The organism is Nocardioides bigeumensis, from assembly GCF_039531755.1.
GTDB lineage: Bacteria > Actinomycetota > Actinomycetes > Propionibacteriales > Nocardioidaceae > Nocardioides > Nocardioides bigeumensis.
Genome location: NZ_BAAAQQ010000003.1, coordinates 72712 through 86161, shown reverse-complemented (window position 1 = coordinate 86161; position 13450 = coordinate 72712). Strand labels below are relative to the sequence as shown.

General features: G+C 71.5%; 12 protein-coding genes. 8 read left to right on the top strand and 4 right to left on the bottom strand.

The features are described from left to right. Positions 1-159: 159 nt before the first annotated feature. Complete coding sequence (locus ABD295_RS06185) at positions 160-576, bottom strand: hypothetical protein (protein ID WP_344302797.1); 417 nt, start codon at positions 574-576, stop codon at positions 160-162. A 15-nt stretch (positions 577-591) separates the two neighbouring features. After that, entirely contained in the window at positions 592-2181 is a 1590-nt protein-coding gene (locus ABD295_RS06180) for a hypothetical protein (RefSeq protein ID WP_344302796.1), read from the bottom strand. A gap of 131 nt (positions 2182-2312) precedes the next feature. Between ABD295_RS06180 and ABD295_RS06175 the strand changes: the two genes are divergently transcribed. From ABD295_RS06175 to ABD295_RS06165, 3 genes are all read left to right on the top strand, one after another. Next, entirely contained in the window at positions 2313-3410 is a 1098-nt protein-coding gene (locus ABD295_RS06175; protein ID WP_344302795.1) for an S-(hydroxymethyl)mycothiol dehydrogenase, read from the top strand. Further along, on the top strand, positions 3407-4021 hold the full coding sequence (locus ABD295_RS06170) for an MBL fold metallo-hydrolase (protein ID WP_344302794.1): 615 nt from the start codon (positions 3407-3409) through the stop codon (positions 4019-4021). Before ABD295_RS06175 ends, ABD295_RS06170 begins: the two co-directional genes overlap by 4 nt. Before the next feature lie 175 nt (positions 4022-4196). Beyond that, positions 4197-4718: a hypothetical protein gene (locus ABD295_RS06165; protein WP_344302793.1), complete on the top strand. Its 522-nt coding sequence runs from the start codon at positions 4197-4199 to the stop codon at positions 4716-4718. A 7-nt stretch (positions 4719-4725) separates the two neighbouring features. Here the strand turns inward: ABD295_RS06165 and ABD295_RS06160 are convergent, their stop codons facing one another. Continuing rightward, positions 4726-5925 carry a class I SAM-dependent methyltransferase gene (locus tag ABD295_RS06160; RefSeq protein ID WP_344302792.1) on the bottom strand — a complete coding sequence of 400 codons (1200 nt, stop codon included), beginning with the start codon at positions 5923-5925 and terminating at the stop codon, positions 4726-4728. A gap of 260 nt (positions 5926-6185) precedes the next feature. On the opposite strand from ABD295_RS06160, the gene groES reads away from it, so the two are divergent. The 5 genes from groES (at position 6186) to ABD295_RS06135 (ending at position 12130) form a co-directional block, all read left to right on the top strand. After that, positions 6186-6479 (top strand): co-chaperone GroES, encoded by a 294-nt coding sequence (groES, locus tag ABD295_RS06155; protein WP_205471680.1) that lies wholly within the window; start codon positions 6186-6188, stop codon positions 6477-6479. A 92-nt stretch (positions 6480-6571) separates the two neighbouring features. Further along, a complete protein-coding gene (gene groL, locus ABD295_RS06150) occupies positions 6572-8194 on the top strand; it encodes a chaperonin GroEL (RefSeq protein ID WP_344302790.1) in 1623 nt (540 codons plus the stop codon). A 25-nt stretch (positions 8195-8219) separates the two neighbouring features. Next, complete coding sequence (locus ABD295_RS06145; RefSeq protein WP_344302789.1) at positions 8220-9491, top strand: multidrug effflux MFS transporter; 1272 nt, start codon at positions 8220-8222, stop codon at positions 9489-9491. Positions 9492-9500: 9 nt separating this feature from the next. Then, positions 9501-11003, top strand: coding sequence for an IMP dehydrogenase (guaB, locus tag ABD295_RS06140; RefSeq protein WP_344302788.1), 1503 nt, complete (start codon positions 9501-9503; stop codon positions 11001-11003). 20 nt (positions 11004-11023) lie between these two features. Further along, the gene (locus ABD295_RS06135) at positions 11024-12130 is read left to right on the top strand and encodes a GuaB3 family IMP dehydrogenase-related protein (protein ID WP_344302787.1); all 1107 of its coding nucleotides are present in this window, start codon (positions 11024-11026) and stop codon (positions 12128-12130) included. A gap of 17 nt (positions 12131-12147) precedes the next feature. On the opposite strand, the gene ABD295_RS06130 is transcribed toward ABD295_RS06135, so the two are convergent. Continuing rightward, positions 12148-13425, bottom strand: coding sequence for a phosphotransferase (locus tag ABD295_RS06130; protein ID WP_344302786.1), 1278 nt, complete (start codon positions 13423-13425; stop codon positions 12148-12150). Positions 13426-13450: the final 25 nt, after the last annotated feature.

Here is a 13450-nt window from a genome sequence, read left to right as displayed (position 1 = left end):
ACGCGGTGGTGCGAGGGCGGGTTGCAATTTTGTTGGTCGGCTCAGCGCTGGTCGGCGCCCACTCCCGTTCAATTGCGCGGAACTTGTCGCTCGGGGCGCCCACGAGCGACCATTTCCGTTCAATTGCGCGGGAGTTGCCGCCCGACGCCAGCGCGAGGCTCAGCGCGGAGCAGGCCCCCGCTTCACCGCGGTCCGACAGGTCGCCCGCACCACGGTGAGGGAGCGGAACTCCTCGTCGCTGGTCTTGGCGCAGTGGGTCTCGAGCTCGATCCACACCGAGCCGACGGCCGCCTCCCGGGCGCGCTCCTCGGGGGGCAGCACCCACGGCGGCGGGAAGGGGACGCGGTCCTCGTCCGCCTGCACGGCCGGGGTCTGCTGCGGCTCGCGGGGTGTCGGCGGGGCGGGCAGGCCGCCGCCGGTCATGGCGAGGGTCCGGACGGCGACGGCGGCGATGCCAAGCGCCACCAGACCGCCCAGGAGCCGGCCGCGCCGGCGCCGTGCCGGGTCGACGGGCGGGGGAGGGGGCAGGGGGGCGTCGAGGTCGATGACGACCTCGGGCTCCGGCTGCTCATCCATCGATGTCATCGTGACTCACCCGTCCGCGAACCGGTAGAGCGAGAAGCCGGCGACGTCCACGCGAGCGGGTCCGGTCGCGCGGGTGACCTCGCCGTCGAGGTCGACGCGCAGGATGGCCGTCCGGCCCAGGTCGGCGGCGACCATGAGGAGGTGCCGGGCGTCCTCCCAGCGCTCGTCGATGACCCGCGGCACCGAGTCGCCCCAATGCACCTCGCGGACCAGCCGGCCGGTCCGAGCGTCCAGGAAGGCGTGCACGAGCCGGGCGCGGGTGGCTCCGGCGGCGATGACGCGTCGCCCGTCGGGGCTGATCGGACCGGGGAGCCAGTCCGGCGAGGTCCACTGCACCCGCCCCTCCAGGTCGACGACCGCGCCGCCGCCGGCGTCGGCCACGGCGCTGACCAGGCCCGTCCGCGAGACCGCCGTGGCCTCGCGGAGGCCGGTGAGCCGCCAGGGCGGGCTGCGCAGGTCGGTGACCCAGACCCCGTCGTCGGCGTTGAGGACCACGTGCCGGTGCGCCATCCCCGCCAGCACGGAGGAGGGGTCGACCTGTTGGCTCAGCGCTCCCAGGCGTACGTCGACCCGGCCGTCCCCGTGCCGGCGCAGCCACGCGAGCGCGGACCGGTCTGCCGACACGACCGGTTCGCCGACCGTCGGCGCCCGACCGACCTCCGCGCCGCTCCACGCGACGCGCACCAGATGCTCGTCGCCGGCCGAGAGGAGGTTGGTCACGAACACGTGCCGCCCTCTCCGCACCGCCACCCCGGGGTGCTCGACCGGAAGCGTCGTCCGACCGATCACGGGGTCGTAGAGCGCGTCGCCGAGGAGATAGGGCACGTTGGGTGCGCCCGTGGCGTCGTACCTCGCCAGCGACAGCTGCGGGATGGAGGCCGCCCGGCCGGCGAAGGCGGACTTGGCCAGCGGTTCCGGCTCCGCCGATCCGAGCGCAGCCGTCAGCCCGCCGATCACGGCGAGCAGGGCCGTGGTGGCGGCCCCGACGAGCAGGCGGCGCCGGCGCCGGAGACCCGCCGCGGCCCGGTCGACGTCTTCGCGGCCGACGGGCAGGTACGCCGCCGCGTCGGCCCGCTCGGCCAGCACGTCGTCGACCAGCGAGTCGGGCGAGGGCAGCAGGCGGGGAGGCTGCCGTCGCGCCGCCTCCTCGACCAGCGCCGTCACCTCGCCCATGAACGCGTTGACGGCGTCCTCGGCCGCCCCCGCGTGGCCTCCCACCAGCAGGGCGATGTCGTCCGGGCCGAGTCCCTCACGGCGGCTGAGCACGACCGCCGCGCGCTCAGCGCCGGGCAGGTCGCACAGCCGGTCCCAGACGGTGTCCGCGAGGGCGGAGCCCACCGGTGGCAGGTCCTCGGGCTCGAAGGTCGGCGGCTGCCGCCACTGCGGCCGCAGCAGGGCGAAGACGTCGACGAGGAGCCGTTCGTCGGCCTCCTCGACGCCCACGCGCGCCCAGTCGACAGCGATCGGCGGGAGCGCCTGTGAGAGGAGCGCCCGCCCGCGCCGAGCGTCGAGCGTCAGCAGGAAGACGAGGCGCTGCAGAGCCGGCTCCCGGGCGTCGTACCACGCCCAGAAGTCGGGGCTCGAGTCAGCGCGCAAGTCAGGGCTCGGCGCACTCTCAGACCCCCTCCGCGGCACTGGCCCGGACATGGGGATGCCCCCTTTCGTCACGTCCTTCTATGGTGGCACCCAGCCATTTGAACAGTGGTTCGAAGACATGAGGAGTTCGGATGCAGCAGGTGCAGGCGGTCATCGCCCGGAGCAAGGGCGCCCCGGTGTCGATCGAGACCATCAACGTCCCGGATCCGGGCCCGGGGGAGGCGGTGGTGAAGGTGCAGGCCTGCGGCGTCTGCCACACCGACCTCCACTACCGGGAGGGCGGGATCAACGACGACTTCCCGTTCCTCCTCGGCCACGAGGCAGCAGGAGTGGTGGAGTCGGTGGGCCCCGACGTGACGGGGCTCGAGCCCGGTGACTTCGTGGTGCTCAACTGGCGCGCCGTGTGCGGCAGCTGCCGCGCCTGCCTGCGCGGCGAGCCGTGGTACTGCTTCTCGACCCACAACGCGACCCAGAAGATGACGCTCGAGGACGGCACGGAGCTGAGCCCGGCGCTCGGGATCGGTGCGTTCGCGGAGAAGACCCTGGTCGCCGCCGGTCAGTGCACGAAGGTCGACCCGTCGGCCCGCGCGGCCGCCGTCGGTCTGCTCGGCTGCGGCGTGATGGCCGGACTTGGCGCAGCCATCAACACCGGCAACGTCACCCGGGGCAAGAGCGTCGCCGTCATCGGCTGCGGCGGCGTCGGCATGGCCGCCATCGCGGGCTCGGCGCTCGCTGGTGCCTCGCGGATCATCGCCGTCGACGTCGACGACCGGAAGCTCGAGAAGGCGAGGGCCATGGGTGCCAGCGCCGTCGTGAACTCCAAGGAGACCGACCCGGTCGCCGCCATCCAGGAGCTCACCGGCGGCTTCGGCGCAGACGTCGTCATCGAGGCGGTCGGCCGCCCGGAGACCTGGAAGCAGGCGTTCTACGCCCGCGACCTGGCCGGGACCGTCGTCCTCGTCGGCGTCCCCACGCCCGACATGAAGGTCCCCGACATCCCACTCATCGACGTCTTCGGTCGCGGCGGCTCCCTCAAGTCGAGCTGGTACGGCGACTGCCTGCCCAGCCGAGACTTCCCGATGCTGGTCGACCTCTACCTGCAGGGCCGGCTCGACCTCGACGCCTTCGTGAGCGAGGAGATCGGCCTCGGCGACGTCGAGGCCGCCTTCGAGAAGATGCACCACGGCGACGTGCTCCGCTCGGTCGTGCTCTTCGAGAGCGGCTCGTGAGCGCCCGGGTCGATCACACCGTCACCAGCGGCACGTTCAGCCTCGACGGGGAGACCTTCGACGTCGACAACAACGTGTGGGTGGTCGGTGACGACGAGGAGTGCATCGTCATCGACGCCCCCCACGACGCGGGTGCGATCCTCGCGCTGGTCGGCGGGCGCAAGCTGAAGGCGATCGTGTGCACGCACGCGCATGACGACCACGTGCGCGTCGCCCCCGAGGTCAGGGAGCGTGCGGGGGCGCCGATCCTGCTGCACCCGGCAGACAAGCCTGTGTGGGAGCTGACCCACCCCGACCTGCTCTGGGACGTCGACCTGGCGGACGGGCAGCGCATCGAGGTGGCCGGGACGGCGCTCGAGGTCCTGCACACGCCTGGCCACGCGCCCGGCGCGGTCTGCCTGTACGCCGCCGACCTGGGCTGCGTCTTCACCGGCGACACCCTCTTCGAGGGCGGACCGGGCGCGACGGGCCGCTCGTTCAGCGATGCCGACCTCATCCGTGAGTCGATCCGGGCCCGCCTTCTGGTCCTTCCGGGCGACACCGTGGTCCACACTGGGCACGGGGCCGACACGACGATAGGCGCCGAACGGGGTGGGCTGGACCAGTCCTGAAGTGGGCGCCTTCGAATACCGAGGTCTGGCGGGGGTGCTTCCTACGAATACCGTTGCGAGCCACATCCGCGACTCTGGTCCAGGCCAGTTCGTTAAATTCTGCCCGCTCGTTTGGCAGAGACGTGCTACTGGGGCTTATGGTGTCCACGCAACCATAGAAACCGGGGGGTAGAACATGGTGAAGCAAGAGGCGCCCGTGCGCGCCAGCAATTCCGGGGGCATTTCGCGACGCACAGTCACGCGCGGCATGGCCTGGTCCGTTCCGGTGGTCGCTGTCGCGACCGCCACGCCTGCCTTTGCCGGCACTGTCTCGGGCGACGTCACACTCGTCTACGGCGGTGGCTGCAAGGTTCCAGGCAACTCTTGCAAGGAGCCGGAGCCCGGCACCTGGCGCAAGGGCTACGCGTTCAAGTTCCTGGCCACCAGCAACCTGGGGTGCGCGACCGAGGTCTTCATCGACGACATCACGACCACGGGGCCGGAGCTATCGTTCGAGGGCTCGATCAGCGTCCCGGCGAACGCGACCAACTTCGCCATCCTGGCGAACTTCTTGAGCGACAACTCGGCGAACCTGTCGTTCGACGTGACGGTGACGTACCACTTCGAGGACTGCGACGGCGACGCCTCAGGCCAGAAGCAGGTCACCTTCACGGTTCCGGCCACGCCGCCGGACTGCGGTTGCCCGCCGGTCCTCTGACCGGGAGCTAGACCGGCTCGACGAGCAGCGCGATCCCGGACCCGGCCCGACGGGTCAGGACCAGGGTCGCGCTGCTCGCTCCGGACAGCGCGAGGCGTCTGCGCAGGGAAGCCGGGTCTACCCGGACTCCGCGCTTCTTGATCGACAACACGCCGATGTCGCGCGCCCGCAGGGCGGCCTTCAGCTGCTTCTCCCGGAATGGCAGTTCCTCGACAACCCGGTACGCACGCGCGAAGGGTGACCGGAACCCCATGTCCGACGTCACGTACGCGATGTGTGCGTCGAGGAGGCCGCCCTGCACCCCGGCGGCCACCGCCGTGACCAACCGGGCGCGGATGACGGCGCCGTCGGGTTCGTAGAGGAACTCTCCTAGCTCACGGACCGGGCGACGCTGCCCGTCGTAGGGGTCGTCCTCCTCGGTGAGGGTGGCCAGCCCACCGGGACCGATGACGGTCGCCCGGCGGCCTACCGTCGCCAGCGCGGGGCTCCAGAGCGCCGCCTCCTTGACCTCGCCGGCGACGCTGACCCACTCCGCCTCTGTGCCCCCGGGGACCAGCGCGTGCGGGATGCCGGGCGCGACCTTCACCACCGCCCGGGCGCCGGGCCGCTCGAGCAGCTGCGCCACGAACGGCCATGGCGGGGTCCAGCCCTCGGCGTCCATGACGCGTCCGCTGCCCGACCGCCGGGCGGGGTCGGCGAAGGCCGCGCCGAACGGCGAGAGGTCGAGCGTGGTGGCGTCGGCGACGCCCACCGCTCCTTCCAGGCCGAGCGCGGCGAGGTTGGCCTCCGCGATCGCCACCCGCACCGGGTCGAGGTCCACGCCGACCGCGGTCAGCCCGGCACGCGCCAGCGCCACCAGGTCGCCGCCGATACCGCAGCCCAGGTCGACGACCGAAGCGACGTCGGCGGCGACCAGGCGAGCGGCGCGGTGGTCGGCGACCCGGGGCCGGGTCGCCTGCTCGAGGCCGTCGGGGGTGAAGTACATGCGCACGGCGTCCGCGCCGAACTTGTCCACGCCCCGCGCACGCAGCGTCTCCTGCGTCATCGCCGCCGCGGCCTGCTCAGCCGTGGCGGAGGGTGCCGCGCTGCGCAGGGCCGCCATGGCCGCGACCGGGTCGCCCGGGTGCCCGGCGTGGATCCGGCCGGCCTCGGACAACAGACCCTGGCCCTGGGGGGTCAGCAGCCAGCGAAATGTCTCGAGGTCCACGGGCGCATCCTTGCAGTGGTTCCCGCAGGGTTCTCGACGCTGCCCGAGCAACCGGGGGCGCTGGCACTCCCCGGAGGTGAGTGCTAAGTTCTGTCTTGGCACTCTCGACCCGAGTGTGCCAGCGCTTGCGATCGGCGTACGACCCCCGCGACGGCGTCCGCCACTCCGCAGGCACAAACGTCCGGGGGCCCCGCCCTGATGGGGCCTCCGATTCCTTCACCATCATCGTCCAACGAACAATGAAACATGGAGGTCGACTCGTGTCGGTCAACATCAAGCCCCTCGAGGACCGCCTCGTCGTGAAGCCGCTCGACGCCGAGCAGACCACGGCCTCCGGCCTGGTCATCCCGGACACCGCCAAGGAGAAGCCCCAGGAGGGCGAGGTCCTGGCGATCGGTCCGGGTCGGATCGACGACAACGGCAACCGCGTCCCGCTGGACGTCGCCGTGGGCGACAAGGTCATCTACAGCAAGTACGGCGGCACCGAGGTCAAGTACTCCGGCGAGGAGTACCTCATCCTCTCGGCACGCGACGTTCTCGCCGTAGTTTCCTGATCCCATCCGCCCGGACGTCATACGGACGGAGCCGTAGACGGCTCGCGTCGTATGACGTCCGGGCGGTTCAGCGTTCCTAAGGAGCAACCCAAGTGCCCAAGATCCTGGAGTTCGACGAGTCCGCCCGCAGGGCGCTCGAGCGGGGCGTCGACGCCCTCGCCAATGCCGTCAAGGTGACGCTCGGCCCCAAGGGCCGCTACGTCGTCCTCGACAAGAAGTGGGGCGCCCCCACGATCACCAACGACGGCGTGACCGTCGCGCGTGAGATCGAGCTCGACAACCCCTTCGAGAACCTCGGTGCGCAGCTCACCAAGGAGGTCGCCACCAAGACCAACGACGTCGCGGGTGACGGCACCACCACGGCCACCGTGCTCGCCCAGGCGATGGTCCACGAGGGCCTGCGCGCCGTCGCGGCCGGCGCCAACCCGATGGGTCTCAAGCGCGGCATGGACGCCGCTGCCGAGGCCGTCTCCGACGCGCTGCGTGAGGCCGCTCGCGAGGTCGAGTCCCGTGAGGACATGGCCTCGGTCGCGACGATCTCGAGCCGCGACGCGGTCATCGGCGACCTGCTCGCGCAGGCCTTCGACAAGGTCGGCAAGGACGGCGTGATCACCGTCGAGGAGTCCAACACCATGGGCACCGAGCTCGACTTCACCGAGGGGATGCAGTTCGACAAGGGCTACATCTCGGCCTACTTCGTGACCGACCCCGAGAGCATGGAGGCCGTCCTCGAGGACGCCTACATCCTGCTCCACCAGGGCAAGATCTCGGCCGTCGGCGACCTGCTGCCGATCCTCGAGAAGGTCATCCAGTCCGGCAAGCCGCTCTTCATCCTCGCCGAGGACGTCGACGGCGAGGCGCTCTCGACCCTGGTGGTCAACAAGATCCGCGGCACCTTCAACGCCGTCGCGGTCAAGTCGCCCGCCTTCGGTGACCGCCGCAAGGCGATGATGCAGGACATCGCGACACTCACCGGCGGCCAGGTCGTCTCCCCCGAGGTCGGTCTCAAGCTCGACCAGGTGGGCCTCGACGTGCTCGGCACCGCCCGCCGCATCGTGGTGACCAAGGACAACACCACCATCGTCGAGGGCGGCGGAGACTCCGCCGAGGTCGAGGGCCGGGTCAACCAGATCAAGGCCGAGATCGAGTCGACCGACTCCGACTGGGACCGCGAGAAGCTCCAGGAGCGCCTCGCCAAGCTGGCCGGCGGTGTGTGCGTGATCAAGGTCGGCGCGGCCACCGAGGTGGAGCTCAAGGAGAAGAAGCACCGCATCGAGGACGCCGTCTCGGCGACCCGTGCGGCCATCGAGGAGGGCATCGTCGCCGGTGGCGGCTCCGCGCTCATCCACGCGGCCGCCGTCCTCGACGGTGATCTCGGCCTCGAGGGCGACTCCGCGACCGGTGTGCGCATCGTCCGCAAGTCGCTCGACGCACCGCTGCGCTGGATCGCCGAGAACGGCGGGGACAACGGCTTCGTCGTCGTCGCCAAGGTCCGCGAGGGCGGCGTCGGCACCGGCTTCAACGCCGCGACCGGCGAGTACGGCGACCTGGTCGCCCAGGGCGTCCTCGACCCGGTGAAGGTGACCCGCTCGGCGCTGGTCAACGCCACCTCGATCGCGGGCATGCTGCTCACGACCGAGACGCTCATCGTCGAGAAGCCCGAGGAGGAGCAGCCGGCGGCTGCCGCCGGACACGGGCACGGCCACGGCCACTGACCCAGGGCACAGCCGACAGGCCGGCGTGAGCGAGTCCTCCCCAGCTCGGGGGGAGGCTCCTCGCGCCGGCCTGCTGCGTGTCGACCCGTCGCGACCGCCCCGGCGGGCGGCGCTGTGGATCCCGGTGATCCTGGCCGGCCTGTCGATGCTGGGCCCGTTCAGCATCGACACCCCGTTCCCGGCGTTCCCGGAGATGGGCCGCGACCTTCCGGCCACGACCGAGCAGCTCCAGCTGGTGGTCAGCGCCTACCTCGTGGCCTTCGGACTGATGAGTCCCTTCCACGGACCGCTGTCCGACGCGCTCGGCCGGCGCCCGGTGATGATCGGCGGTGTCGCGGTCTTCGCGCTCGCGTCCGTCGGGGCCGCGCTCTCGCCCAACCTGGAGACGCTCCTGGTCTTCCGGGTCCTCCAGGGACTCAGCGCCGGTGGCGGGGTGATCGTCAGCCGCACCGTGATCCGCGACGAGTTCGAGGGCGCGGAGGCCCAGCGGCTGATGAGCCGGGTGATGATGATCTTCGGCGTCGCCCCCGCGGTCGCGCCGGTGCTCGGCGGCCTGCTGATCCAGCTCGGGCCGTGGCAGGTCGTGTTCTGGTTCATGGCCTTCTTCGGCGTGCTGCTCGCCCTGGTCGTCCTGTTCTGGCTGGGGGAGACCCACCCGCCCGAGCTGCGCATCCCGCTGCGCGTCGGCGCCCTGCTCGGGAGCCTGCTGACGGTGACCAGGAGCCTGGCGTTCCACCGGGTGGCGTGGGCGGCGGCGCTCAGCTTCGCCGGGCAGTTCCTCTACATCGGGATGGCGCCGATCGTCGTCAACGACCTGCTCGGGCTGGGCGAGCTGGACTTCTGGATCCTCTTCGTGCCGATGATCGTCGGCATCCTGGTCGGCGCCCAGATCAGCGGCAGGGCGGCCGGCCGGATCGACGGCCGCCACCTCGTCACCGGCGCGCTGCTCTTCTCGGTGTTCGGCGGCGTGGTCAACGTCGTGCTGGTCAGCCTGCCCATCGCCGACCTGCCCTGGGCGGTCGTCGGGCCGGCCCTCATCGCGGTCGGCACCGCGTCGGCGTACCCCACGTTGCAGCTGCTGCTGCTCGACATGTTCCCCGCCACGCGTGGGGCGGCGGTCTCGATGTTCACCTTCTTCACCCTGATCCTCAACGGCGTCGCCGCCTCCGCGCTGGCGCCGATCGTCACCGAGTCGCTCACGGTGATGGCCGCGGCCTCGACCGCGCTGGTCGTCGCCGGCCTGGTGTCGTGGACGACTCACCTCCTGGCGACGTCCCGCGGCCCCGTGAGTCCGTAGAATCGTCGCGTGGAGGTTCCCGACAAGTTCGCCGCCCTTGGTCTGACGTACGACGACGTCCTGCTGCTGCCGGGGGAGTCGGACCTCTCGCCCCAGGAGATCGACACCACGACGCGGCTCACCCGCGGGATCAGCCTCAAGGTGCCGCTGGTGTCGGCGGCGATGGACACCGTCACCGAGTCGCGGATGGCGATCGCGATGGCCCGCCAGGGCGGGCTCGGCGTGCTGCACCGCAACCTGTCGCTGGACGATCAGGCCTACCAGGTCGACCTGGTCAAGCGGACCCAGACCGGCATCATCTCCAACCCCGTCACCATCGGCCCCGACGCGACGCTCGAGGACCTCGACCGGATCTGCGGGGAGTACCGCGTCTCCGGTCTCCCCGTCGTCGACGCCGACAACCGGCTGATGGGCATCATCACCAACCGCGACCTGCGCTTCACGCCCGTCGCGGAGTGGGCGACCACCAAGGTCGACGAAGTGATGACGCCGATGCCGCTGGTCACCGGTCCGGTCGGCATCAGCCGCGAGGAGGCGACGCTGCTGCTGCGCAAGCACAAGCGCGAGCGGCTGCCGCTGGTCGACCCCGACGGTCGGCTGGGCGGCCTCATCACCGTCAAGGACTTCGTGAAGTCCGAGCAGTTCCCGCACGCCTCCAACGACGCCCACGGGCGGCTCATGGTCGGCGCGGCGATCGGCTACTTCGGCGACGCCTGGCAGCGCGCGACGACCCTCATCGACGCAGGGGTCGACGTGCTGGTCGCGGACACCGCACACGGCCACGTGCGGATGCTCCTCGACATGGTCGCCCGGCTGAAGTCCGACCCGGCCACGGCCCACGTGCAGGTGATCGGCGGCAACGTCGCCACCCGCGCGGGCGCGCAGGCCTTCGTCGACGCGGGCGCCGACGCGGTCAAGGTCGGCTTCGGGCCCGGCTCGATCTGCACGACGCGCGTGGTCACCGGCTGCGGCGTACCCCAGGTCACGGCGGTCTACGAAGCCTCCCTGGCCTGCAAGCCAGCCGGCGTGCCGGTCATCGCCGACGGCGGCCTGCAGCAGTCGGGTGACATCGCCAAGGCGATCGTGGCGGGCGCGGAGACGGTGATGATCGGCTCGCTGCTCGCCGGCTGCGAGGAGTCGCCGGGCGAGCTGATCTTCGTCAACGGCAAGCAGTTCAAGTCCTACCGCGGCATGGGCTCGATGGCGGCCATGTCCTCGCGCGGCAAGAAGTCCTACTCCAAGGACCGCTACTTCCAGGCCGAGGTCACCAGCGACGACCAGATCGTCCCCGAGGGCATCGAGGGCCAGGTCGCCTACCGCGGCCCCCTCGCCGCCGTCGCCCACCAGCTGATCGGCGGCCTGAGCCAGTCGATGTTCTACGTCGGCGCGCGCACCATCCCCGAGCTGCAGGACAAGGGCCGGTTCATCCGGATCACCTCGGCCTCGCTCAAGGAGAGCCACCCCCACGACGTCCAGATGACCGTCGAGGCGCCCAACTACAGCGGTCGCTGAAGACGCACTAGCCTTTGCCGGTGACCGAGATCGAGATCGGCCGGGCCAAGCGGGCGCGTCGCGCGTACTCCTTCGACGACGTGGCGATCGTGCCGTCGCGGCGTACCCGCGACCCTGAAGAGGTCAGCCTCGCCTGGCAGATCGACGCCTACCGCTTCGAGCTGCCGATCCTGGCGGCGCCGATGGACTCGGTGATGTCACCCGAGACCGCGATCGCGCTCGGCCAGTTCGGCGGGCTCGGCGTGCTCAACCTCGAGGGTCTGTGGACGCGGTACGACGACCCGAGCGACCTGCTCGAGGAGGTCGCCGGCCTCACCGGTTCCGACGCGACACGGCGGATGCAGGAGATCTACGCCGCGCCGATCAAGCCCGAGCTGATCACCGCCCGGCTGCGGCAGGTGCGCGACGCAGGGGTGACCGTCGCCGGCTCGCTGTCGCCGCAGCGGACCAAGGAGTTCGCCAAGTGCGTGGTGGACGCCGGCGTCGACATGTTCGTCATCCGGGGCACCACCGTCTCGGCCGAGCACGTGTCCAGCCAGGCGGAACCGCTGAACCTCAAGGAGTTCATCTACGAGCTCGACGTGCCGGTCATCGTCGGTGGGTGCGCCACCCACCAGGCGGCGCTGCACCTGATGCGGACCGGCGCGGCCGGCGTCCTCGTCGGTTTCGGTGGGGGCGCCGCGCACACGACCCACAAGGTGCTGGGCGTCGCGGTGGCGATGGCGAGCGCGGTGGCCGACGTCGCGGCGGCGCGGCGCGACTACCTCGACGAGTCGGGCGGCCGCTACGTCCACGTCATCGCGGACGGCTCGATCGGCCGCTCCGGCGACATCGCCAAGGCCATCGCGTGCGGCGCCGACGCGGTCATGGTGGGCTCGCCGTTCGCCCGGGCCACCGACGCGCCGGGCCGCGGGTTCCACTGGGGCGGCGAGGCGCACCACCCCGACCTGCCGCGCGGCGAGCGGGTCGAGTTCGAGATGATCGGGACGCTGGAGCAGATCCTCTTCGGGCCGTCCCGCGTCGCCGACGGCACCATGAACATCGTTGGTGCGCTCAAGCGCTCCCTGGCGACGACGGGCTACACCGAGCTCAAGGAGTTCCAGCGGGTGGAGGTCGTCGTCGAGTAGCCCCGACTCCCGGTTGCTCAGAGTCGGGCGAGGACGCCCTCGAGGCCGGAGTCGACGTACTCCTGCCCGAGGAAGTCGACACCGCCGAGCACCTCGAACCACGGACCGAGGCGCTGCCAGAGAAGCCCACGCGCGCGCAGCTCGGGAGTGACGCCGTACGCCGCGGCGAGGGCGTCCGCGAACTCCGGCGGCGTTCCGTTGAGAGTCCACGCCAGGTCGTGGGCGGGGTCGCCGACGACCATGTCGGACCAGTCGATGATCCCGTGGACGCGACCGTCGAGGACGAGGACGTGCGTCGGTCCGAGGTCTCCGTGGACCAAGCACCTGCTCGTCGGCGGCTCCGCGACCTCGTCGAGGAGCCGGGCGCCCTCGGCCCTCCGGTCGGCCGGCAGCATCGGCAGCACCCGCTCACGCATGGCGCCGAGCACCTCGAGCAGGTCGGCGTACGCGGCCGGACCGTCGGGCACCTCGGACCCGGCGTACACCTCAGGTGGCGTCGCGTGCAGGGCCTGCAGCAGCTCGCCGACGAGGCGTCCGTCCTCGGCGGTGAGCGCCTCCGGGTCGCACGGCTCGCCGGGCACGATCGGGTGCCTGACGCGCAGCGGCTCGGTCTCGACGACGACGGGCACCGGCACCGCCACCGGGAGCAGCGGCGCCAGGCGTGGCAGCACCACCGTCTCGGCGCGCAGGCGTGGTGCGACGTCGGGTCGCTGCGGCGTCCGGTCGACCCACCTGCCCTCGACGACGACCGTGTGGCTGTCCCAGCCCTGCTCCGGCTCGACCCTGTCGGCGAGACGCTCGCGCAGCCACGGGCCGAGCAGGGCTCTCGCGTCCGGCATCATCAGGACGGTGGGGTCGTCCAGCATGGCGGCGAGCTGCTCCAGGGTCAGCCACTCGCCGGAGGCGACCTCCTCGGGCTGCAGGCGGACCGGCCCGTCCCAGGTCGTCTCGAAGAGGAACGCGTGGTACGACGTGTGGTCGTCGGCGTAGTCGGCCTCACCCAGCGGCACCAGGGGGGAGCTGACGCCCAGCTCCTCCTCGGCCTCACGTCGAGCCGCGTCGACGGGGTCCTCGCCGGCGAGCAGCACCCCACCGGCGGTGAAGTCGTAACGACCCGGATAGACGTCCTTGGTGTCGGTGCGCCGGTGCACGAAGACGCGGCCCAGGGGGTCCCGGACGACCACGCCGGTGGCGGCGTGCCGGAGGTTCTCGGCGCGCATCCGCGAACGCGGCGCCGCGCCGACCGGACGCCCCGAGTCGTCGTACAGAGCGACCACCTCGTCCATCCCGACCATCTGGCCATCGTGCCGTACCACCCGC

Coding starts and splice junctions, on each gene's coding strand:
- ABD295_RS06130 (WP_344302786.1), bottom strand. CDS start 13,425: ATGGTCGGGATGGACGAGGTGGTCGCTCTGTACGACGACTCGGGGCGT.
- ABD295_RS06165 (WP_344302793.1), top strand. CDS start 4,197: ATGGTGAAGCAAGAGGCGCCCGTGCGCGCCAGCAATTCCGGGGGCATT.
- ABD295_RS06185 (WP_344302797.1), bottom strand. CDS start 576: ATGGATGAGCAGCCGGAGCCCGAGGTCGTCATCGACCTCGACGCCCCC.
- ABD295_RS06175 (WP_344302795.1), top strand. CDS start 2,313: ATGCAGCAGGTGCAGGCGGTCATCGCCCGGAGCAAGGGCGCCCCGGTG.